Source organism: Acidiphilium sp. PA (genome assembly GCF_026191915.1).
Lineage (GTDB): Bacteria > Pseudomonadota > Alphaproteobacteria > Acetobacterales > Acetobacteraceae > Acidiphilium.
Genome location: NZ_JAIMBY010000002.1, coordinates 340465 through 362689, shown reverse-complemented (window position 1 = coordinate 362689; position 22225 = coordinate 340465). Strand labels below are relative to the sequence as shown.

General features: G+C 66.9%; 17 protein-coding genes. 3 read left to right on the top strand and 14 right to left on the bottom strand.

Annotation, left to right across the window (positions count from 1 at the left end; genetic code table 11):
* The first annotated feature begins 189 nt into the window (after positions 1–189).
* A complete protein-coding gene (locus AruPA_RS05280) occupies positions 190–1260 on the top strand; it encodes a DUF563 domain-containing protein (RefSeq protein WP_265635596.1) in 1071 nt (356 codons plus the stop codon).
* Here AruPA_RS05280 and AruPA_RS05275 read toward each other — a convergent pair.
* The 7 genes from AruPA_RS05275 to AruPA_RS05245 form a co-directional block, all read right to left on the bottom strand.
* Positions 1251–1772, bottom strand: coding sequence for a TIGR00645 family protein (locus tag AruPA_RS05275; protein WP_265635595.1), 522 nt, complete (start codon positions 1770–1772; stop codon positions 1251–1253). The two genes, AruPA_RS05280 and AruPA_RS05275, sit on opposite strands and share 10 nt — an antisense overlap.
* Positions 1759–3834, bottom strand: coding sequence for an FUSC family protein (locus tag AruPA_RS05270; protein WP_265635594.1), 2076 nt, complete (start codon positions 3832–3834; stop codon positions 1759–1761). The genes AruPA_RS05275 and AruPA_RS05270 overlap by 14 nt, the downstream gene beginning before the upstream one ends.
* Positions 3821–6064, bottom strand: a complete 2244-nt coding sequence (parC, locus tag AruPA_RS05265; protein ID WP_265635593.1) for a DNA topoisomerase IV subunit A — start codon at positions 6062–6064, stop codon at positions 3821–3823. Before parC ends, AruPA_RS05270 begins: the two co-directional genes overlap by 14 nt.
* Complete coding sequence (recO, locus tag AruPA_RS05260; protein ID WP_265635592.1) at positions 6054–6797, bottom strand: DNA repair protein RecO; 744 nt, start codon at positions 6795–6797, stop codon at positions 6054–6056. Before recO ends, parC begins: the two co-directional genes overlap by 11 nt.
* A 62-nt stretch (positions 6798–6859) precedes the next feature.
* Positions 6860–8068 (bottom strand): hypothetical protein, encoded by a 1209-nt coding sequence (locus AruPA_RS05255; protein WP_265635591.1) that lies wholly within the window; start codon positions 8066–8068, stop codon positions 6860–6862.
* Positions 8065–9219 (bottom strand): amidohydrolase, encoded by a 1155-nt coding sequence (locus AruPA_RS05250; protein WP_265635590.1) that lies wholly within the window; start codon positions 9217–9219, stop codon positions 8065–8067. The genes AruPA_RS05255 and AruPA_RS05250 overlap by 4 nt, the downstream gene beginning before the upstream one ends.
* Positions 9220–9233: 14 nt before the next feature.
* Positions 9234–9503 (bottom strand): hypothetical protein, encoded by a 270-nt coding sequence (locus tag AruPA_RS05245; protein ID WP_265635589.1) that lies wholly within the window; start codon positions 9501–9503, stop codon positions 9234–9236.
* 26 nt (positions 9504–9529) lie between these two features.
* Here AruPA_RS05245 and AruPA_RS05240 point away from each other — a divergent pair, with 26 nt between their 5' ends.
* A complete protein-coding gene (locus tag AruPA_RS05240) occupies positions 9530–10159 on the top strand; it encodes a carbonic anhydrase (RefSeq protein WP_265635588.1) in 630 nt (209 codons plus the stop codon).
* A gap of 35 nt (positions 10160–10194) precedes the next feature.
* Complete coding sequence (panB, locus tag AruPA_RS05235) at positions 10195–11013, top strand: 3-methyl-2-oxobutanoate hydroxymethyltransferase (protein ID WP_265635587.1); 819 nt, start codon at positions 10195–10197, stop codon at positions 11011–11013.
* Positions 11014–11016: 3 nt separating this feature from the next.
* On the opposite strand, the gene AruPA_RS05230 is transcribed toward panB, so the two are convergent.
* From AruPA_RS05230 to aat, 7 genes are all read right to left on the bottom strand, one after another.
* Entirely contained in the window at positions 11017–11196 is a 180-nt protein-coding gene (locus AruPA_RS05230) for a hypothetical protein (RefSeq protein ID WP_265635586.1), read from the bottom strand.
* Positions 11197–11376: 180 nt separating this feature from the next.
* On the bottom strand, positions 11377–11991 hold the full coding sequence (gene rpsD / locus AruPA_RS05225; RefSeq protein ID WP_029311030.1) for a 30S ribosomal protein S4: 615 nt from the start codon (positions 11989–11991) through the stop codon (positions 11377–11379).
* 208 nt (positions 11992–12199) lie between these two features.
* Entirely contained in the window at positions 12200–12661 is a 462-nt protein-coding gene (locus AruPA_RS05220) for a DUF4345 domain-containing protein (protein ID WP_265635585.1), read from the bottom strand.
* 131 nt (positions 12662–12792) lie between these two features.
* Positions 12793–17379: a Hint domain-containing protein gene (locus AruPA_RS05215; protein ID WP_265635584.1), complete on the bottom strand. Its 4587-nt coding sequence runs from the start codon at positions 17377–17379 to the stop codon at positions 12793–12795.
* Between the two features lie 161 nt (positions 17380–17540).
* Positions 17541–20345 (bottom strand): ribonuclease E/G, encoded by a 2805-nt coding sequence (locus tag AruPA_RS05210; RefSeq protein ID WP_265635583.1) that lies wholly within the window; start codon positions 20343–20345, stop codon positions 17541–17543.
* Between the two features lie 400 nt (positions 20346–20745).
* Positions 20746–21354: a hypothetical protein gene (locus AruPA_RS05205; protein ID WP_265635582.1), complete on the bottom strand. Its 609-nt coding sequence runs from the start codon at positions 21352–21354 to the stop codon at positions 20746–20748.
* An 8-nt stretch (positions 21355–21362) separates the two neighbouring features.
* Positions 21363–22013, bottom strand: a complete 651-nt coding sequence (aat, locus tag AruPA_RS05200) for a leucyl/phenylalanyl-tRNA--protein transferase (RefSeq protein ID WP_265635581.1) — start codon at positions 22011–22013, stop codon at positions 21363–21365.
* Positions 22014–22225 lie beyond the last annotated feature (212 nt).

The following is a 22225-nucleotide window of genomic DNA, read 5'->3' as shown; positions in this document are numbered from 1 at the left end:
AAACCTTTGGAATCCATTAGTTTTAGGAATGGGGAGGGCGTCCCGGCAATCGCCGCGCCCAATCCCGCGACCGCCCTCCCCATTCCTAAAGCTAGCGGGTTCTAAGGGCTCCGCCCTTAGCAGGGGTCCAGGGGGCAGAGCCCCTTGGCCTTCTTCTACCAGGCGCAGGCCCCCGTCCTCCGGCGTCACATGCTCCTAGCGTCCGGCGTCGGTCGGGTGCGCCTGGCGGCGGCGCGTGCGCCGGCAGCTTTGCCGGCCGTGGCGATCGGGGACGCTACCTTCATCGCGGATTATTACCGGCGCTACCATATCGAGAGTCCGGTGCCGGCGCCGTTCGATCTGGCGATGCTGGGGCCGATACCGGCGACCTTGGGCGCATCGGGCCTGATGTGGTCGGGTGATCGGCTGCTCGATGACAACACGATGATGCCGATTTATGTGCGCCCCGAAGTGGAGCGTCCGGGGTCCACGATGCTGCCGGCGGCGCTGGCGTTGCCGGCGCGGCGTGAACGGCGGCTCGGGCTGGTGTTTCATGGCTGGGGTGTGCGGGTCTACGGCCATTTCCTGATCGAGATGCTGCCGAAGCTGTTGCTGGCCGAGCGATTTCCCGCCTTGTTCGGCATGGCCCTGCCGGTGCTGGACCGTCAGATGTCCAGCTGGCTGATCGACATTCTTGAGCGTCATTGCGGCATCGATCCGGCCCGCGCCATCTGGTTCGATTCCGCGCACGAGCGGCTCGACCTCGATCAGGCGCTGCTCCTGCCCTTGCTGACGCGGGCGGAGGGGTATCATCCGCTGGTATCGCCGCTGATCGATGCGTTCGCCGCCCGCGTCGGCCAGCAGCCGGGGGAACCCGTGCCGCGTTTGTTCGTCGCCCGCGGCGATTTCGCCAATCCGGCGGCACCGCGCCGGCGTCTCGCGAACGAGGCAGCACTGGCCGACATCGCCGCGGCGCGGTTCGGCTTTCGCATCATCCAGCCCGAGCGCCTATCGTTTGCCGAGCAGGTCGGGCTCTTCGCGCAGGCGAAAATCATTCTCGGTCAGGCCGGTTCGGGCATGCACAACGCCCTGTTCGCTCCCCGCGGTGCCGTCTCCGGCATGATCCGCTTTCCCGCGCCGGACCAATCCGCCATAGCCGCGCTGCGCGGCCAGGGCATCGCCTACCTGACAGAGGGCATCACGGAGGTCGAGCCGAAGGTCTTCCACGCCGACCCCGATCTGTTCACCCGTTTCGTGGAGCGCCTGGTCGCCTATCCATGACCGGCGATGCGATCGGTCAGCGCCAACAGCAGCCCGGTGATCACGAAAGCAATCATCAGCCCGCCCTGATACATCACCACCCGATCCGGCTCGGTCCGCACTTCCAGAAACACTCGCAGCACATGCACGGCGGCGATGGCGGTGATCGATCCCATCAATTTGAGTTTCAGGCCGGAAAAATCGATGTTGCCCATCCATTCCGGCCGCCGGTCACCCTCGGCCAGCGTGATCCGCGCCACGAAATTCTCATAGCCGGTCAGAATGACCAGCACGACCAGATTGGCCGTCAGCGACAGATCGATCAGCGACAGCGTCGTCATGATGACATGGGTTTCATCCATGGTCGGCAGTTTCGGCGCGGCGTGTACAATCTCGATGATGAACCGCACCACCAGCAATCCGAGCAGCACGACCATCGCCAGATACAGCGGTGCCAGCAGCCACCGCCCGCCGAACAGCAGCGCCTCGATGATCGATACCATACGTGACGGTTTCGCCTCATGCCCGCTCATCCGACGCCTCCGGTTTGATCGCCTGGAACACCAGTTCCGCCTGCCGCGCCAGCCGGCGCAAACTCTCGGCCGATGCCGGCCGCCGCACGGCGCGCGGCGTCGGTGGTGCCGGCCCGCGCGCCGGGTCCAAGGCGGCATCCAACCAGTCACGCCAGCGTCGCCACGCCGCCACCTCGTCGGCATCCGGCAGCGGATCGAGGTTGAGCACCGCGAGCCGCCCCGCGGTCCGCCGCAGCGCCGCATCGACCACCAGCGCCGAGCGCAGCAGCGGGTCATGCCCCCGGTGCGGTTCCATCAGCGCGCGCGAAACCGAGGCTTCCAGATTATTGCTGGCCAGCCCCGCCTGCCGGCGCGCCGCCTCTGGCAGCGGCCCGCCATCGAGCAGATAGGCAAAACTCGCGGCCAGATAATCCCGATGCGCCGCAATCGCCGCATCCCGCGCCGCGCCAAGCCGGTTTCCTTCGAAACTCGGCCATAAGACGAGGTTCGCCGCCACCGCCAGCACACCGCCGCCGAGGGTAAAGCCCACCCGCGACAGGGCAACGGTCCATTGGTTCACCCCCGGCGAGATCTGTTCGATCAGCAGCACGATCATCGGCGTCAGCACCGCGGTGTAGGCGCTGAAATTCACCCCCCGGATCGCAAACGCCACCAGAGCGAGCGGGATCATCGCCAAAGCCAGTTCCAGCCTGGTATGACAGACGAGCCCGATCAACGCCGCCAGCACCCCGCCCGCCGCGGTACCGCCCACGCGTTCCAGCGCGCGCACCCAGGTCGCCGAAAAATGCGGCTGCAGCACGAAGATCACGGTAATCGCCAGCCAGTGCCCGAACGGGTTGCCCAGCCATTGCACGAACCCCAGCACCGGCGTGGTCACGATCGCAGTCCGCAGCGCGTGGCGTAGCGGCACCGATTCCAGCGTCCAGTTGGCGCGGATCGGTCCAAAGATCATCCCCCGCCAGTCGATCGCCGTGCCATCCGCCACCGGCGAGGGTCCCGGCGCGTTCGATACCGTCACGACCACCGAAAGCCGATCCGCCACGGCATCAAGCAACCGGCGGATCGGCGCCTCCTCACTGATCGCGCCGATATCATCGCGCAACCGCCGCAAAGCCTCCCGGATCGGCGCGGTATCGAGCGAACGATCCGCCTCGATCGCCGGTGCCAGCGCCGCCAGCAACGGTGCCAGATCACGCAGTGCCTGGCGCGATGCCGGCGCGCCCGCGGGGTCGGCCGCCATTGCCTCGCCCACCGCGATCATCGCACCGAACATCTGATCGAATGTCGCCAGCCGCAGCGCGATCGCATTCGCGCGCCGGCTCGCCGCCCCGCGCCGCCTGATCGTCGCGAGCATCACCTCCCGCGCCCGTTCGATCGCCTCGCGCACCGCCCGTCGATGACCGCGCGCGTGCAGATCGAACCCATCCTCATCCGGCCTGGGTTCATTGGCGAGATCCACCAGATCCCGCGCCAGCGCCGAAAGCGCGAGGGCCAGATCCGCCAGCGCCATCCGCACCGGATGAAACGGGCGGATCCGCCATAACGCCAGCGTCAGCAGCGCCGCACCCGCCGCACCGGCCCAGAACGCCAGACCTGGCGGGATCGCCGCCATGACCGATCGGATCGGCGCATCGAGCGACAACACAGTCGCGACCGATACCAGATTGCCGGTCTGCAGCCCGCTCTGGCCATAAATCCGGGCGAAACTGCACGCAAAAATCGTCACCCCGGCCGCCAGGATCGCAAACGCCGGGCTGCGCGCCAGGATCAGCCCGAATATCGAAAAACACAGCGCCCCCAGTACGCCGAACACCAGCATCGGCGGCAGGCGCGCGCGCACTGGCCCGCCGGGGTCGGCAAAACAGGCGAGCAACGCGCCCAGCGCCGCCAACCCCAGTTGCGGCAGCCCGAGCAGCGAGCCAACCGCCATGGTACCCGCCACCGCGATCGCCGCGCGCACCCCTTCGAGCAACGAAACCGCCCGAAAATTCAGCGAAAGCCCACCTAGAGCCGGCAGACCCGCCCGGTCGGCCGCCGCAATCGCGGCGCTACCCTGCCCCATCGCCCGGCACGCTCGCGCCAAACACGCCCGTGCGCGGAAAGCCGCTTGGCGGCAACCGCCCGGTCTGGCCGCGCGCGCCCAGCCACTCGGCCAGCCGGGTCTCCGTGCGGGTCTTGTCACCCAGCCGCCAGGTCAGCCCCTCGGCCAGCGTGAAACTCTTGGCATCCGCCAGCCCGCCATCCTTGTATTTCTGCAGAATCACCCCGGCGCCGCGCGCCATTTCGGGAATTTGGTCCAGCGGAAACACCAGCAGTTTCCGGTTCTCACCGATCACCGCCAGATGATCCCCGCCAACCGGCAGACAGAATTTCGCCGCCTCGCCTGGCTTGACCGTCAAAATCTGCTTGCCGGTGCGCTTCTCGGCGACCAGTTCGCTGCCGGGGACGATAAATCCGCGCCCCTGGTTGTTCGCAACCAGGTAACGCGCCGCGCCATCCGCCACGAACAGGCTCGCCACATCGTCCTCATTGCCGAGTTCAATCAACAGGCGAATTGCCTGGCCGTCGCCCCGCCCGCGCGGCAGATCCGCCGCCCGCACGGTATAGACCCTGCCATTGGTCGCAAACACCGCAATCCGGTCCACGCTGGAACAGCGTAGCAGCGTCTTGAGCCGATCCCCTTCCTTGAATTTCAAATCCGCATCGGCCACCGCATGGCCCTTCAGCGCCCGCACCCAGCCCTTGTCCGACAAAATCACGGTCAGCGGCTCGCGCTCGATGAACGCCTCCGCCGAAACCTCGATCACGTTCGGAGCTCCGCCAATGCTGGTTCGCCGCGCCCCGAGCGGTCCGGCACCGAATTTCTGCCGCGTCGCGTCGATCTCCGCCTCGATCCGCGCCCAGCGTTTCGCAGGATCGTCGAGCATCGCATTCAGCGCCTTCTGCTCGGCACTCAGCGCCTTGTGCTCGCGGCGCAACTCCATCTCCTCGAGCTTGCGCAGGCTGCGCAGCCGCATGTTCAAAACCGCCTCCGCCTGCACATCGGTCAGCGCAAACGCCGCGATCAGCGCGGGTTTGGGCTCATCCTCGGTGCGGATGATCCGGATCACCTCGTCCAGATTGAGAAACGCGGTGATATAACCGTCCAGAATCTCAAGCCGCCGCGCAATCGCCGCCAGCCGGTGGCGCGAGCGCCGCTGCAGCACGACATGGCGATGATCGAGCCATGCCTGCAGCATCTCGGCGAGGTTCATCACCCGCGGCGTGCGGTCGGCATCCAGCACGTTCATGTTCATCGAAAACCGCGTCTCGAGCGCAGTTGCGCGAAACACGCTCGCCATCAGCATATCAGGATCGACGGTGCGCGATTTCGGCTCCAGCACGATCCGCACATGCTCGGTGCTTTCGTCGCGAATATCGCCCAGCAGCGGCAGTTTCTTCTCGGCCAGCAATTCCGCCACCTGCTCGATCAGGCGCGATTTCTGCACCTGATACGGAATTTCAGTGACCACGATCTGCCACATCCCACCTTTGAGGTCGGATCGGCTCCACCGCGCCCGCACCCGCAGCGAGCCGCGCCCGGTCTCATACGCCAGCCGCAGCGTCTCCCGGTCCTCGACCAGTTCCCCCCCGGTCGGAAAATCCGGCCCGCGCACGAAATCGAGCAGTTTCGCCGTCTCACTCCCCGGATTGCGGATCAGATAGATCGCCGCCTCGCACAACTCCCCGGCATTATGCGGCGGAATCGACGTCGCCATCCCCACCGCAATCCCCGCCGCGCCATTGGCGAGCAGGTTCGGAAACGCGCCGGGCAGCACGATCGGCTCGGAATCCTCATTGTCGTAGGTCGGCCGGAAGTCGACCGTGTCCTCATCGATGCCGTCGAGCAGCGCGGCGGCGATCTCGGTCATCCGGCTTTCGGTGTAGCGCATCGCCGCCGCGTTATCGCCGTCGATATTGCCGAAATTGCCCTGCCCCTCGATCAGCGGATAGCGCGAAGAGAAATCCTGAGCCAACCGCACCAGCGCCTCATAGATCGACATATCGCCATGCGGATGGAACTTGCCCATCACATCGCCCACCACACGGGCACATTTCTTGAAGCCCGATCCCGGGTCCAACTTCAGTTGCCGCATCGCGAAAATCAGCCGCCGATGCACCGGCTTCAGCCCGTCGCGCACATCCGGCAGCGAGCGTGACATAATGGTCGAGAGCGCATAGGCCAGATACCGTTCCGACAGCGCCGTCGCCAGCGGCGTGTCCTGAATGGTTCCGGTCAAATCATCCGGCATGTGTCTCTCCGTTCATCCGTCGTGTCACGAGGTCATAGAGGGCGACCCGCGCGGAGGGAAGCGGCGCATGCCGCGCGCCAAACGCATCGCGCGCCAGAAAATGCCCGGTCAGCGCCAATCCATCGCGGCACGCCGGCAGATCTGCCACCTCATCGCCAACCAGAAACCCCGGCAGACGCAACAACCGCTCCGCCCACACCCCGGCGGCCGCCCGCGAGACGGCGCGTCCGGTCCGCGGTGAAACATAGGCCAGATCCTCGTGCGCCCCGCTCACCGCACATGCCGTAAAATCAAGCCCATAGCCGAGCTCCCGGAGCAGTTCCACCTCGAATCGCACCAAAGCCGGCAGCGCCGCCCCGGCAATGCCGATGCCGCCCATCAACCGCGCGAGCCCGAGAAACGCGGCCGGATGCGCCGCACGCTCCGGCAATGCCCCCGCCGCCACGGCGCAGGCCGCGCGCAGCACCGCCAGAGCCATCGCGTCGTTCATTGCCAACGCCGCCGCGGGATGCACCAGCTCCGCGCTCAGCGTGCCCAGCTGCTCCGGCAGCCGCGCCACCCACCGCGCCGCGATCAGATTGCCCTCCTGCCAGACCGGCGCCCCCCTGCGCGAAGCACCGCCCCGCGCCAGCCCATGCCATGCGCCGTTCGCCTCGGTCAGCACGATCGCGCGTTGATCACCCTCCCCATACGGCGCCAGGCTCAGGATGATTGCGGGGTCTGACCATTCCATCGCGGATACAGTCTAACGGTTAAGGAAGAGTTCTTTTCGGTAAAAAAGAACCAAAAAAACCTTCATTCGGAAAAGACCGGGTCGAGGAATTCGGCCCAGGCATGGCCGTTGCTGCCACCGTCAGCCATTTCGGTCGCAAACTCGATGGCAGCCTCGCCGAAAAACAGCGGCACATCGAACCGCCACAACCGCGCTTCCGCCGCACCCAGCACAAGCTCCGCCCGATGCACCACCCGCCCGGTCTCCGCCGCGCGGATCACCACGCCAAACCGCACCCGGTTCGCCGCCGCGTGATTGAGCCGCACCCGCACCTCGAACGCCGGCCGTCCCGCCATAAAATGCTGCACAATCAATCGTGCAGCCGGCGTCCCTGCGGGGTTCGGATGCAACCGGAACCCGGTATCGCCGATCGGGAAATACGCCCAGGGCGCGTCCATCACATCCACCCGACGGCACACCGCCGCCGCACCGGCGACATCGAACACGAAATCCCGCCGCATCGGCGCGCCCGCCACCGCGCCCGCGCGCCTCGCGTACAAATCCCAATCGCCCGATGTCTCCCGCGCATGGGTCGCGGCCAACGCCTCACTCAGATCGGGCCCGGGCCGCCGCACCGCCACCACCCGCGCCCGCGCCACCGCCGTGCCCGCCCGTGCCAGATCGGGGTACGCTCCGGGATCGACGACGAGCAGATCGACCCCCTCCCAGCCCAGCTGCTGCATCACCGCCGCCAGCGGCATCCCCCCGATCGGCCCATCCGCCGAGGGCAACAGCACCGTCCGCCCCGTTTCCGCCACGCGGCCCAACCCGAAGCGCGTCACAGACTCCGCAATCGCCGCCCGCATCCCGATAATCTGCCGCCATGCCAGCGTATTCAACGCATGCAGCCGTGCCTCGGCCGGAACCGGCTCGACGCTCGCAATCGTCGCCCCGGTAAACGCCACGGCCAGCGCCACCGTCCGATACCCTGCCCCCGCGCCGATCTCGATGATCCGGCGCGGCGCGAACGGCAACGCCAGCGACGCCGCGGTATCCCGCATCGCGCCAATCAGCTCGCCCGCATCGGCCGTCCCGGCCCGCACCCATAGCGGGGCCGCAACCCCCGGCCAGGTGACGCTCACCAGCCCCACCCGATCGCGGCATGCCACCTCAACCAAAGCGGCCGGATCGCTCGCCGCCGGCTCCCCGGGCGCCACGAGACAAGCCATCGCCCGCGCCATCGCCTGCCGCTCAGCCGTGGCGATCGGCGCCGACCACGCCGCCGCACTCATCCGCCCAGCGCCGCCTTGGCTGTCGCCACCAGATAGCGCGCGGCCACCGGCAGGATCGCGTCATTGAAATTATAGAACTGGTTATGCAGAAACGCGCCCTCCGCCGCCGGCCCATTGCCGATCCACGCGTAGGCACCGGGAATTTCCCGCAAAAACCAGCCGAAATCCTCGCTCGCCATGGTCGGCGGCAGATCCTGGCGCACCGGCAGCCCGATGCCGCCCGCCGCCGCCCGCGCCAGTTCGGCCTCGTCGCGGTGATTGATGGTCGCCGCCACGGTCCGCTCGAACACCACCTCGGCCCGGCACCCCAGCGCCGCCGCGGTATGGGTCGCCACGTCCCGGATCCGCCCGGCCACGAGGTCGAAAACGTCCGGGATCAACGCCCGAAACGTCCCGCGCAGCGTCACCACATCGGGAATCTGATTCTCCGCCTCCGCCCCCTGCATCACGCAGATCGAAACCACCGCCGCTTCCAGCGGATTGACGTTGCGCGACACGACCGATTGCAGCGCCACGATCACATGCCCCGCCGCCAGCACCGGGTCCGCGGTCAGATGCGGCATGGCCGCGTGCCCGGCATGGCCATGGATCGTAATTCCCAGCCGCTCGCCCTGTGCCATCATCGGCCCATCGGGGATCATCACGGTCCCGGCCTCCAGACCCGGCCAATTGTGATACCCGAAGATCCGTTCCATCGGAAACCGGCGCAGCATACCATCCGCGAGCATCGCCCGCGCGCCGCCAAATCCTTCCTCGGCCGGCTGAAACACGAAGTGCACCGTGCCGGACCAGTCAGGGTCATCGCGCAACATCATCGCCGCACCCAGCAATGACGCGGTATGACCATCATGCCCGCAGGCGTGCATCACCCCGGGCGTGTGCGAGGCATAGGGCAATCCGGTCGCCTCGACGATCGGCAGCGCATCCATATCCGCCCGCAACCCCACGCTGCGGTTACCACCCCGCCGGATCGTCGCGACCACGCCATGCCCGCCGATGCCGGATTCGAACCCGATGCCAAGCGCGGTCAGCGTCTCACACACAAAAGCCGCCGTCTTTGCCTCGTGGAGCGACAATTCCGGATTCTGATGCAAATGGTGCCGCCAGGCGGTCATTTTCGCGGTCAGCGTATCAACAATTGAGTCGGGCATTCACACACCTATCGTTAAGCGCCGATGATAAGCGCCGCATCGGCCCAACCGCAAGGGCGGATTATGCCATGGAAATGGGCAGCGAAAGCAAAGCGCAGCGCTTCTTTTTTGTAAAAAAGAAGCAAAAAACTTTCCGCCCCTGGAGCACGGGCGCTAAAACCGGCTGGAGCCCTGATTAACAAAGTTTTTTTGCTTCTTTTTTGTTCACAAAAAAGAAGACTCTCCTTGCCTCCCTTTCCCACGCCCACGCCTAGTTTGCCGCAGTGCAACAGCATTGCTACCATGCCCTGATCGACCCGGAGGAAAACCCATGGATGAACTGATCGCCGGCTACCAGCGGTTCCGCGCCGCGCAATGGCCGCAGCAGCGCGAAGCGCTCGAAGCCCTGGCGCGCAACGGCCAGCAGCCGCACACAATGGCCATCGGCTGCTGCGATTCCCGCGTGCCGCTCGAAATGATCTTCAATTCCCGGCCCGGCGACATGTTCGTCGTCCGCAACATCGCCAATCTGGTGCCGCCCTACGCGCCGGACATGGCGAACCATGGCACGTCCGCAGCCCTCGAGTTCGCGGTCCGCGTCCTGAAAGTCCGGCGCATCGCCGTGGTCGGCCACAGCGCCTGCGGCGGCATCCACGCCCTGATGAACGATCCGCCGCCCGAAGCGCGCGATTTCGTCGCCAACTGGGTCCGCATCGCCCAGCCCGCCCGCCAGCGCGCCATGCTGCTCGCCGACGACCCGATCCAGGCACAGCACCGCGCCGAGATCGAAAGCGTGCGCGTCTCGCTCGAAAACCTCATGAGCTTTCCATGGATCGCCGCCGCCTCCGACGCCGGCACCCTCAAACTGCTGGGGTTCTATTTCGACGTCGGCAACGGCACGCTCCGCCAGATCACGGCCGATGCCGAAACGCTCATCGCGGAACCCGCGCCGGTGGGCTAAGCTCAGACCGGAGCCGAGACGAGGAAGCCAAACCCATGGACAGTATCCCGCCCCGCGCCGAACCAGCGCCGGACCGCAAATCGCTCACCAGCTGGGATCGCGCCAAGCGCAGCCAGACCAAACGCGTCCTGATCACCGCCTACGATCACCCCTTCGCCCGGCTCGCGGAACAGGCCGGCATCGATGGTATCCTGATCGGCGATTCGCTCGGCATGACCGTCCAGGGCGGGCGCGATACGCTGCGCGTCAGCCTCGAGCACATGCTCTACCACACCGAAATGGTCGCCCGTGCCGCCCCCGCCTGCCTGATTATGGCCGATCTGCCGTTCGGCAGCTTCGAAGCCAGCCCCGCCCAGGCCTTCGCCAGCGCCGCCCTGCTGGTCAAGGCCGGGGCGGACATCATCAAGCTCGAAGGCGGCGCGCCGATGGTCGAAACCGTCGCCTTCCTCTCGGCCCGCGCCATCCCGGTCTGCGCCCATATCGGCCTCACGCCCCAGCATGTCCGCCAACTCGGCGGCTTTAAAAAACAGGGCAAAACCGCCGACGCCGCGGCGCTCCTGCTGGCCGATGCCCAGGCGCTGGCCGAAGCCGGCGCCCGCATGGTGCTCATGGAAGCGATTCCCGCCCCGCTCGCCACCGAAATCACCAGAACCCTCACGGTGCCCACCATCGGCATCGGCGCCGGCCCTGGCACCGATGCCCAGATCCTGGTCCTGCACGACGTGCTGGGCCTGTCCGGCGGCTACGTGCCCGGCTTCGCCCGCACCTACCTCGATGGTGCGAGCCTGATGCGTGACGCCATCGGCCGCTACGCGGAGGACGTCCGCACGCAGGCGTTTCCCCCGCCCGGCTGAACCTTACTGGCTCGCCGGCGGTGCATTCGGCGCGGATGACCCCGGCGGCACCACGATATAGGTCTTCGAAGGCGGCGAACCGCCGCCAAGCACAATGCACCCCGAAAGCGCGCTGGCCATAACGAGCCCCGCGGCCAGCACCATCATGGCGCGCAGCGGCCTTGCGATCGTCGAACGGGTCATGCCTGATCTCCCTGCACCAAAATCAATGTCGATCGCCGCATTGTGCCGGATCATCCGCACCAGACAATGCCCAATCGGCACCATGAGCCGAATTTAACCCCGGGCCCCACGGCCCAGCCAATAAAAAACCGGCTTTACGCAAAAGCGTAAAGCCGGTTTTCCCCAACCGATGATCTCAGATCAACGCGAGTAGAATTCGACCACCAGATTCGGCTCCATCTGCACCGGATAGGGCACATCGGCCAGCTTCGGCGCGCGGGTAAACCGCCCCTTCATCGCGCGATGATCGACTTCCATGTATTCCGGCACATCGCGCTCGGCACTCTGCGTCGCATCGAGTACCACGGCGAGCTGCTTCGATTTCTCGCGCACCTCGATCGTGTCGTCGTCGCGCACCTGGTACGAAGCGATGTTCACCCGCTTGCCGTTGACCAGCACATGGCCATGGCTCACGAACTGGCGTGCCGCGAACGGCGTGATCGCGAATTTCATACGATAGATCACCGCATCGAGGCGGCGCTCCAGCAATTCGATCAGATTCTCCGAGGTGTCGCCCCGGCGGCGCACCGCCTCCTCGTAATATTTATAGAACTGCTTCTCGCCGATATTGCCGTAATAGCCACGCAGTTTCTGCTTGGCCATCAGCTGCACGCCGAAATCCGACGGCTTCTTGCGCCGCTGGCCATGCTGGCCGGGACCGTAGTCGCGCTTGTTGATCGGCGATTTCGCTCGGCCCCACAGGTTCACCCCGAGCCGGCGATTGATCTTGTATTTGCTTTCGGTACGCTTGGTCATGCGCGCCGTACTCCTTCGTTATCGGGCGAAATGTCGCCTCATGTTGCACCGGTAGGTTCCGCCCCGCCCGCAAGCGCGACAAAACGGGCGCACACCGACCGCCACCGAAATGGGGGATGCGTCCACGTTCCCAGCAATGCGCCGGTGGTTAGGCAAACCGCGCCCTAATGTCAAATATCACCCGCTCCACCCGCGCCAGTCCCTGAAATCACGCGGGCGAACGCAACCCCGAAACCGCAATCCGCGACTGCCACCAGCACAGAAACGGCGTCACGATCAATTCCATGAACAGGCCGAAAAACATCGAAGCCCCCGGAATCCCATGCAGAAAAATCCCGGCCAACCGCGCCAGCCCGCCGATCACCACAATCAGCGTCAACAACCGCACCCGCGCGGTGTGGCGCTCGATATGTGGAATACTGGCATAGAAAATCAGCCCGATCGCGAGCAGCAAGCCCGAAAGATACACATACATGCTGGTCAGATCCGGTAGCGATTGCGGATCACCCGCAAAATTCGTGCCCAGCAAAATCCCGCCCAACCCCGCCCCCACCGGTACGATCCCCGCAACGGCAATGGCAATCTGCAAATTCCGGCGCGTCAGCTTTGATGTCATCGCTTCCAGATACACGCTCGCCGGCGCGAAACAAGCGCGGGGCTTCCTCGCCATAAGGCACAGACAAGTTGAAGCAAGGTCTTCTTTTTTTTTGAAAAAAAAGAAGCAAAAAAAACTTTGTTGATTTGGGCCCGTGCCGGTGAAAACGCCCGTGCCCCAGAGTCAGAAAGTTTTTTGCTTCTCTTTTACAAAAAAGAAGCCCTTTCCTTCCCCGGGAACCCGCCCTCCAGAAACGCCGGATCGCGCTCCCACCGCGGCACACTGCCGAGCAGATCGATGCTGATCCGCTGTGCCGGCCGCGGTAGATGCACCATCGCCCGCCCCGTGCTCCACAACCCCCGATCCCCCGGCGCGAGCGGATGCCATCCGCCGCCGTGCCACACCGCAACCCGCCGCCCATCCGCCCGCAGCGTCCCGGCGCAGATCCCCAGCCGCCGCCGATCCTCCGAAGCCGGATCGGTCTCCGCCGCCATCCCGCTCCGGCAATCCAGCGCCACATGCCGTGCCCTGACCGGCAGATCGAACATCAGCCGCCCACCATGCCGCCGCGCCCGCACCGGCGCCGCCACCCCTTCGATCCGCACCGCCGCAACCGCGCCATGCACCACCCGATACCCCAGCGCGCCCGCCCGGCGATGCAGATCCGCCCGCACCTCCCGCAGCGACGCCCCACCCACCACGAGCGGCGCGCACGCATCCACAGGTGAGCCCGGCGTACCGCATTGCGCCAGAAACCGGTCCCGATTCCCGTTGTCCCGATAGGTCTCGGCCTCCAACCCCTCGGCCAGCACGACCGCATGCCGATCGAGCTCGACGTGATAATACGTCACCGCAAATGCCCGCTCATCGCGGGTGATGGTCGCGCCATTGACCAGCAGAACCGCCGGCACCAGCACACCATGCACGAAAATCGCGTGCAGCGGCGAGATCGCCAGCGCCCGTCCCGGCCGCCCCGGCCCAAACGCCCCCGGCGCGATCACCACCGGGCGCAGCGCCGCCGCCGCAGGATCGCGGGCCAGATCGATCGTCCGCCACCCGATCCACCCGATCGCCCGCGCCCCGCCGTCCCGCGTCACCACCCGGTCGCCCGGGCGCAGCGTCTCCACCGGGCGATACCCCGTCCCGGTCAAGATCCGGGCGCCGCGCACAAAACACGGCATCGGCCCGCCAGCGCTGACGTAGGTGCCGCCATGCGAGTCCGCCGCCACCGCCGCCGCCGGCGCACCGCTCGCCGCCGTCAGCGCGAACTCGGTCTGCGTCCCGACATGCACCAACCCGCTCGTAACACTCACCAGCGACGGCGCGACCCCGACCAGATCGATCACATCGCCGCTCGCGAAATTCGCCACCGCATCCTGCATCGTGGTGACATTGTTCACCACCAGCATCGCGTCGCTTCCCGCCAGGCTGCCGCCCGCAAAACTCAGCGTGCCGCCGCTCGCGCCACCCGCCAGATCGAGCGCCGCCCCCGCCGCGATGGTTGCCCCGCCCACCAGCGCGCCACCCAGCGTCAGACTGCCCCCAACCGCCTCGATCACCCCGCCCGCATCGATCGTGATCAGATCGACCCCGGCAACCGCCGCGCCGATCGCCCCGCTCCCGCTCAGCGTCGCCCCGCTCGCAACCGTCAGGCTGCCCACCGCCAGCGTCGCCGCCGCCAAATCGAGCACCGCACCGCCAGCCAGGCTGAACGCACCGCTCACCGCCGCCCTGCCGCCCGCAATCGTCCCCGCCCCCGCCTGCCCGATCGCACCCACGCTCAGGCTCCCGGCCAGATCGACCACGCCGGACGCGCCGATGACCAGCGTCCCCGGCGACAGACTCGCAACCGCCGCCGCGCCGATCGCCAATGACCCCCCAGTGATATCGAGCCCGAAATTCGCAACCAGCTCGCTCTGCCCGCCCAGGCTGACCAACCCGCTGCCCAGCGTCACCGCCGCCGCACTGACCGTCGCACCGCCATCGAGCGCCAGCGTCCCCGCCACGATATCCAGCGCCCCGAGCGCCAGCGTCGCCGCACCGCCCGCGCGGATCACCCCGCTGTCCAGCGCGCCGGTGCCACCCAGCGTGGTGGCGGCAAACCCGGCATTGCCGGTCACATCGAGCGTCGCGGCCGCACCGCCCCCCAGATCCAGCGCCTGCGCCAGTAGCAGATTGCCGGTGATATCCACCACGCTGCCCGCCGCGCCCGCCACGCCGCCCACCACGAACGTGTCCGCCGCCGCATACACCGTCCCGGCAATCCCCAGCGTGCCCGCGCCACCCGCATCGCCGATCACCGCCGAAGCGCCCAGCGTCACCACCGCATTGGCATCGAACAACGCAAACCCACCACCGCCGATCGCGAGCGCACTGCCCGCCGAGCCCGCAAGATCGAGCGCGCCGGCAAAATCATACGCCCCGCGCACCGACAGTTCGCTCGCCGCCCCAACCCCACCGACCAGCAGCGGCGCGCCCTGATGGCTGGAAAACGCCGCCACATCCCCCACCGCCGGCGCAACCCCGCCGTTCCAGGCGCTGCCCGCATCGAACAACGCACCGCTCGCGCCGGTAAACCCCAGCGTCGCCGCGGCACCGATATCGATGGCGATCGCCGCCGAAAGCCCGACCAGCCCGGCGGATCCGGTAAAATTCAACACATCGCCGGTGCCGCTCGCCGGCGCGGTATAGCGCAGCGCCGCCATGTCGGTGTTCAGCGCCAGCGCGCTCGCCGCACTCAGCGTCAACGCGCTCCCCGTCGTGCCGCCATCGCCGATCAATCCGTGGCTCGCCGAAATCGTCAGCACCAACCCGGCCGAGCCATTGCTCGGCACCAGCACGCCCAACCCCTCGATCGGCGTACTCGCCCCATTGACCGCATCGATCACGGCAAGACTCGCGGCGGTATCGTTCAAATCCAGCACCGCACTGGCCGCACGCAGCCCGATCACCGCATTCCCCGCCGCATCGGTCTCGATCACCGGCGTCAGCCCGGCGGCCAGGCTGGCGTGTATCGTCACGATCATGCTCTGCGTCGCATTGCCGATCACCGACCCCTCGACCTCGAAGGAATTGGCAGTGACGTTGAACACCGAGGCGGGCGACAAGGTCGAGAGCACGATCCGCTCGCCCGGCAGAAATCCCAGAATGGTGCCTGCAAAACTCTCGGGATTATCGATCACCAGCACGCCGCCCTGCTCGCCCAGCGTGCTCGCATACCCGGTCGCATCCTGCCCGGCCGAGGCCCCGGGCGCGAAGCTGATCGTCGCATCGCCGCCCACCGTCTCCGGCGTCGCGTTGAACACGCCATACAACGGCGCCACCGCCCCGAATTCGAGCGACGCCCCCGGATCGATCACGAAATTCACGCCGCCGCCGATACTGCCGGCCAGCACCTCGAACGCCGCCGGACCACTCGCAACGATCGTCCCCGGCCCGGCGATATTGTCCGAAAAACTGAAATTGCCGGCAATCAGCGTCCCCGCTCCGGCAATCGTCGCCCCGGCCGCCAGCGTAATCGCCGTCAACCCGACCGATGGCGCCGCGTCATCCGCCTGCAAACTGCCCGCGAAATCGATCAACCCGCCCGACCCCAGGGCGATCGGCCCCTCCAGCAGCGCGCCGCCCGGCAGCAACGCCGCCCCATCCACCGCCATGCCGCCCAACACCGCCGTGCCGAAATCGATCAGCGCCCCCGCCGACCCGATCGAAACGGCACCCGCCGCCAGGCTTCCCGCCGCGCCGATCGCAACCGTCGCAGCATCGAGCACCAGACTGCCCGCAACCGAAACCGCGGCACTGCCCAGCGTCAGCGTGCTCGCGCTGCCCAGCGTCGCCGCCGCAACGCCAATCTGCGCCTCGATATCCACCACCGCGCCCTGTGCGATGCTCAGGCTGGCGGCCACGCCAAACCCCAACACCGTCGCGGTGCCGCCGATCGTCACATTCGTCCCCAGCCCCGGCGTCGCATCGCCCGACCACGCCGCCGCCGTCTGCCACCCGATCGATTGCCCCGCCCAACTCTCGGCGCTCGCCCCGATCGTGCCGGTCGTCGTATAGGTCAGACTGCCGGAAGTATCGGTCAGCGCCAGCGGCCCGCTGGTCTGGCTCGCGATATACAGCAACGATCCGCCCGACCCGGCATCGAGCCTGACCGCCGCCAGCGCCGCATCCAGGCTGGCGAACTCGGTGCTCGTGGCCGACAGCGTCAAAGCCCCGGTCGCATCGCCGGCAATCCCGATCCCCGGCGCCACGCCGGGGTCGAGCAGCAACACGCCGGACGAGGCCAGCAGCGTCACGCTCAACTCCTCGGGCGCCGCGCCCAGCAAACCCAGCGCCACGGCCGGATCATCCGCCAATGTCAGCCCGAGCGACGCGCCAACCCCCGCCACCAGCGCGAGACTCGCGGCGGGTGAAACAAACGCCGGTGCGCTGTCCGGCAGCGTCTCCACGGCAATCACCGTGCTCGCGCTCACCGTGCCGTCGCTCGCGGTCATCGCGAGCGTCGCCGCCCCCGCCGCCGTGCCGGCCAAAATCAGGCTCGCCAGCGCCGCATTGACCGCCGCCAGCCCGCCGCTCAGCGTCAGCGCCCCACCGGCATCGATCACGGTCGCCCCGCCCGCGCTACTCGCCGAAAGACCAAGGCCGCTGCTCAACGTCACGCTGATCGAGGCGGCGGCATTGCTATCGCTCACCGCAAGCCCGCCCGGCGGCAGCAGATCGAGACTGGAAAGCGTCGTCCCCTCGATCAGATCGATCGCAGCCGGCCCAATGATCTGCAAGGTCGAACTCATGGTGACTCCTGACGCCTCTGGGAATCAATCGTAATGTTCAACTTGAAGTTGTTCAAGCGGATCGACACCACCACCGGCGCTTTCAGGCAGCCCACGCATGAAAAACCCCGGCCGCAGGGCGCGGCCGGGGTTTCATCATCGTCGCGTCAGCACAAGGCGGCTCAGCCGCGCTTCCACCAGCCCCGCTTCGGCGCCGCCTGCGGCTCGACCGCATCGACCAGCACCGGTTTCACCACAGCCGCCTTGACCGGTTCAGGTGCCGGTTCCGGCTCATGCACGGGTTCAGGCGCCGGCATCGGCACCGGTTCCGGCTCACGCACCGGTGCCGGCGCCGGCGCCGGGGTCGGTTCCGGACCAGGGTCGGACCCCTGATCCGAACGCGCCTCCGGTGCCGCCGCGATCAGCGATTCCTGCACGACCGTCTTTGCCGCGGCCCGCGGTGCCCGCCGGGGCTTGACCACCCGCGCCTCGGCCTGCTCCGCCGCCTCGAAAATATCGGCGATATCGGTAAACACCGGCAACACCGGTGCCGGCGCCGCAGCAGCCTCGCCCTCGCCCGAAGCCCGGCGCCGGCGCGGCGGCCGGCGCTTCGGCTTCTCAGCCACCGGCGCCGCATCCGCCAGCACCGGTTCCGGACCGGCCGGCGCATCGGCCGAACCCTCAGCCACCATCGCGCCCGCCGCTGCAATCCCCGTCTCCGGCACCACCGCCTCAGGCACCGAAGCCGCAACCGCCCGATCCTCGTCGCCGGTCACCGCAACACCATCAGCCTCGCCAACCGGCTCGGCCCGCGGTGCGACCGGCTGACCCAGCCTCGCCGCGAACTCGTCGGGCAACTCCGGCACGTCCGGCTGCTCGGCACCGGGTGCCGGCGCCGCCTCGTCCCGCCGACCACCCCGCCGCCGCCGCCGCCGCCGCCGCCGGCCCCGCTCCGCCTCGTCCGCCGTTTTGGCATCGCCCGCCGGGCCGCCATGCCCCGCAACCGGCTCGCGCATGGTCTCCTCGTCGCCCTCGTCCGCCGCGTCTTCCTCATCGTCACGCGCGCTCACCACCGGATCAGCCGGGCGCATCACCGGCGCCTCGACCGGCCGCACCGCCTGGGTGCGCAACGTCTCGACCTTGAACTCCGCCGGCACCAGCCCGTCGGCGGCAAACCGCACCACCATGTCGAACCGGGTTTCGGTCGCCGCGAGCTGCGCGCGCTTATGGTTGAAAATATACAGCGCCACTTCCGGCGCCAGATGCACCACAATCTCCGCCGCCTGCCGCGCCGCCTCGTCCTCGATCGCGCGCAACACGGCGAGCGCCGTGCTCGCCGTACTTCTGATGTGGCCAACGCCCGCACAATGCGGGCACGGGATCAGCATGGTCTCGGAAATCGAAGGCCGCAGCCGCTGTCGGCTCATCTCCATCAGCCCGAAATGGCTGATCGAGCCCACCTGAATCCGCGCCCGGTCGTTCTTCAGCGCATCCTTGAGCTTGCGCTCGACCATCGCATTGTTGCGCCGCACTTCCATGTCGATGAAATCGATCACGATCAGCCCGGCCAGATCCCGCAGCCGCAACTGCCGCGCCACCTCCTCGGCGGCCTCCATATTCGTGCGCAGCGCGGTATCCTCGATATTCCGCTCGCGCGTCGCCCGCCCCGAATTCACATCGATCGCCACCAGCGCTTCGGTCTGGTTGATCACCAGATACCCGCCCGAGCGCAGCTGCACGGTGGGCTGAAACATCTGGTCGAGCATCTGCTCCACCTGATATTTCGCATACAGCGGCTGGCGGTCGTTCCACTGCACCACCTTCTTCACCGCCGTCGGCATCAGCATGCGCATGAACTCCCGCGCCGTCCGATACCCCTCCTCACCCTCGATCAGCAGCGTATCGACATCGCGGGTATACACATCGCGGATCGTCCGCTTGATCAGCGTCGCTTCCTCATACACCAGCGCCGGCGCGATCGAGGCAAGCGTCTTTTCCCGGATATCGTCCCATAACCGCAGCAGATATTCGCAATCGCGCTTGATCTCCGGTTTCGGCCGCGCCGCCCCGGCGGTGCGCACGATCATGCCCATGCCGTCGGGAATATCGAGCTCGGCCATCACCTCCTTCAGGCGGCGACGATCCGCGACCGAGGTAATCTTGCGTGAAACCCCGCCCCCGTTCGGCGAATTGGGCATCAGCACCGAAAACCGCCCGGCCAGCGAAATATACGTGGTCAGCGCCGCACCCTTCGAGCCGCGCTCCTCCTTCACCACCTGGACCAGAATGATCTGGCGGCGATGGATCACCTCCTGGATCTTGTAAGACCGCAACGCCCGCATCCGGCGCCGCTCGCGCGCCTCATCGGCACCGTCGTCACCGCCGCCAACCTGCTCGGGCGGCGCGGCCGGCGTCACCTCGCCATCCTCCGGCGGCGGCCCGTTGCTCGCAAGCTCCGCCTCGATCGCGGCGGCCGCCCCTGAAACATGCGCCGGCTCGGCATGATCCTCGATCCGGTCACCCTCGCCCTCACCCGGGTCCGGCGCGTCATCCGCCGTCGCCGCATCGATCATCGCCGGCGGCGCATCCCCGATCGGGATCTCCGCAATCACCCCGGCCCGCCCGGCCTCCAGCGCCTGCGCGCGCGGCGCACCGGCCCGCGCATCCTCGGCATCCTCAGCCTCGCTGCGCCGGCGCGCCTCCTCGGCCTCCATCGCCAGCAGCTTCTGCCGGTCGGCGACCGGGATCTGATAATAATCGGGATGGATCTCGGCAAAGGCCAGAAACCCGTGGCGATTGCCGCCATATTCGACAAAAGCGGCCTGCAGGCTCGGCTCGACCCGGATCACCTTGGCAAGATAGATATTGCCCTTGATCTGCTTCTTGTCGGCAGTCTCGATATCGAAATCATCGAGTCGATTGTTATCCAGCACCACCACGCGGGTTTCTTCCGCGTGGCTGGCATCGATCAGCATCGTTTTGGTCATCGAAACATGAACTCCTGCGCGCCAGCGGCGGGACCATACGGTCGCCAGCGTGCAGGCGCGGGTGATTGGGTGTGAAGTAAAGAATAAAAACGTCAATCATGGCGAAGGGCCGGGGCGCTGGTCGCAACAAACACCCGTGAACAGGGCGTCGTTTGAGAAAAAGCGACAAAAAGCGCGTGCATCGGTCCTTATCTCGTGGGGCGGCGCCGGAAACATCAACGCAACCCTGGGTGGTTAAAACTATCCCGCTGCCAATACCGCCTGGATAGAAGGGGAGGATCAGGGAGCAACACCGACTTGGCTCAAGTCTCGCGCCGAACCCATTGATAGGATTATCTCATGACGCAACTTCCAGATCGGCGCAAGGGTAACCCTCACCCAGGCACAACCAGCCCGGCTTTCAACCGCCCAGCAACTGCGCCAGCATCTGCGGTGGCAGCGAAATGCTCGAATACCCCTCGGGCACCACGAAATCACCCGGCGGTTGCGGCGCATCGGCAACCTGCAGCGCCGTCACGCTCATCGATCCACGGGCGTCCTTGCCGGTCGCCGCCAGCACCACACCCCCCTCGGTAATGCACGCCGACCCATCGCCCTTGCGCTTCAGCACCAGATACCGCGTACACGCCTCCCCCGCGATCCGCGCCTGGCCCAACGGCGTGAAATGCGCGCCGTTCTCATCGAGCACCTTGTGAATGAGCCCCGATAACCCCGGCACCGCCACCACCGCATGCATCTGCGGCACCACCACATGCGCCGAACCGGATGCCAGATCGAGCAACACCGTCACCCCGCTCGCCTGGCCCGCCACACTCACCGCCCGCAACATCCGATCCGCCGCCCGATACCGCACCCGCCACGTCTGGTCCGCCCGCCCCGGCTGGCTGACCCGGTACACCCCCATCACATCATGGTCCGGCAACAGCCGCGGCACCGCCGCCCGCGCCAAACCGCAGCCTGCGGCCACAACCAGCCCCATCACCGCCAACCCGGACGCAAAACGCCGCATTCTCTTCATCAAACGCCATCTTCCCGATCATGATCACGTGCCAGCATGGCACCGATATCCGCAAGAATTGTGGCAGCATCCAGGTCGGTCACCCAAGCCACCGGCCGCGCCACCGCCTCCGCCAACATCCCATGATACGCCGCCCGCGACACCTCACGCGCCCCGAACCGCGCCAGATGCTCCGTCAGAAACTGCGTATCCAGCAAACTGAACCCACATAGCCGCAACCGCGCCACCAGATGCGCCAAAGCAATCTTCGACGCATCACGCACCAGCGAGACCATGCTCTCGCCAAAAAACGCCCCGCCGATCGCCAGCCCATACAGCCCACCCACCAGCGTCGCCCCATCCCACACCTCAACACTGTGCGCATGGCCCAGATCATGCAACGCCACGAACAACCGCTCGATCTCGCGGTTGATCCACGTCTCCGGCCGCACCGCCCGCGCCGCCGCACACAATGCGATCAACCCACGAAAATCCCGGTTCGCCACCACCTCCAGCCGCGTCGTCCTGATCGTCCGAAACAGCCGCCGCGGCACATGAAACCCACCCAACGGCAATACCCCACGACGCTCCGGGTCCAGAAAATGCAAACTCCGCGACTGCCGCGTCTCCGCCATCGGAAACATCCCCAGCCGATAAGCCCGCAAAACCATGTCAGGATCAAGAACCAGCGCCCGCGCAACCATCCCCCATCGTCGCCCAGATCACCCACCCCCGCAAGCACGGTCACAAAGCGATCACTGGCGGGTTTCGCGTGTAGGGGGCACTTTTTAGCAAGCAGGGCCAGGGGCTCTGCCCCTGGACCCCGTTAAAGGCGGAGCCTTTAAAATCCATTAGTTTTAGGCAAGGGGAGGGCGACACAGGC

Coding starts and splice junctions, on each gene's coding strand:
- AruPA_RS05270 (WP_265635594.1), bottom strand. CDS start 3,834: ATGGGGCAGGGTAGCGCCGCGATTGCGGCGGCCGACCGGGCGGGTCTG.
- AruPA_RS05220 (WP_265635585.1), bottom strand. CDS start 12,661: ATGGCGAGGAAGCCCCGCGCTTGTTTCGCGCCGGCGAGCGTGTATCTG.
- AruPA_RS05210 (WP_265635583.1), bottom strand. CDS start 20,345: ATGACCAAAACGATGCTGATCGATGCCAGCCACGCGGAAGAAACCCGC.
- AruPA_RS05275 (WP_265635595.1), bottom strand. CDS start 1,772: ATGAGCGGGCATGAGGCGAAACCGTCACGTATGGTATCGATCATCGAG.
- AruPA_RS05230 (WP_265635586.1), bottom strand. CDS start 11,196: ATGACCCGTTCGACGATCGCAAGGCCGCTGCGCGCCATGATGGTGCTG.
- rpsD (WP_029311030.1), bottom strand. CDS start 11,991: ATGACCAAGCGTACCGAAAGCAAATACAAGATCAATCGCCGGCTCGGG.
- AruPA_RS05250 (WP_265635590.1), bottom strand. CDS start 9,219: ATGCCCGACTCAATTGTTGATACGCTGACCGCGAAAATGACCGCCTGG.
- AruPA_RS05245 (WP_265635589.1), bottom strand. CDS start 9,503: ATGGTAGCAATGCTGTTGCACTGCGGCAAACTAGGCGTGGGCGTGGGA.
- AruPA_RS05205 (WP_265635582.1), bottom strand. CDS start 21,354: ATGCGGCGTTTTGCGTCCGGGTTGGCGGTGATGGGGCTGGTTGTGGCC.
- parC (WP_265635593.1), bottom strand. CDS start 6,064: ATGCCGGATGATTTGACCGGAACCATTCAGGACACGCCGCTGGCGACG.
- AruPA_RS05255 (WP_265635591.1), bottom strand. CDS start 8,068: ATGAGTGCGGCGGCGTGGTCGGCGCCGATCGCCACGGCTGAGCGGCAG.
- recO (WP_265635592.1), bottom strand. CDS start 6,797: ATGGAATGGTCAGACCCCGCAATCATCCTGAGCCTGGCGCCGTATGGG.
- AruPA_RS05280 (WP_265635596.1), top strand. CDS start 190: ATGCTCCTAGCGTCCGGCGTCGGTCGGGTGCGCCTGGCGGCGGCGCGT.
- AruPA_RS05240 (WP_265635588.1), top strand. CDS start 9,530: ATGGATGAACTGATCGCCGGCTACCAGCGGTTCCGCGCCGCGCAATGG.
- aat (WP_265635581.1), bottom strand. CDS start 22,013: ATGGTTTTGCGGGCTTATCGGCTGGGGATGTTTCCGATGGCGGAGACG.
- AruPA_RS05215 (WP_265635584.1), bottom strand. CDS start 17,379: ATGAGTTCGACCTTGCAGATCATTGGGCCGGCTGCGATCGATCTGATC.
- panB (WP_265635587.1), top strand. CDS start 10,195: ATGGACAGTATCCCGCCCCGCGCCGAACCAGCGCCGGACCGCAAATCG.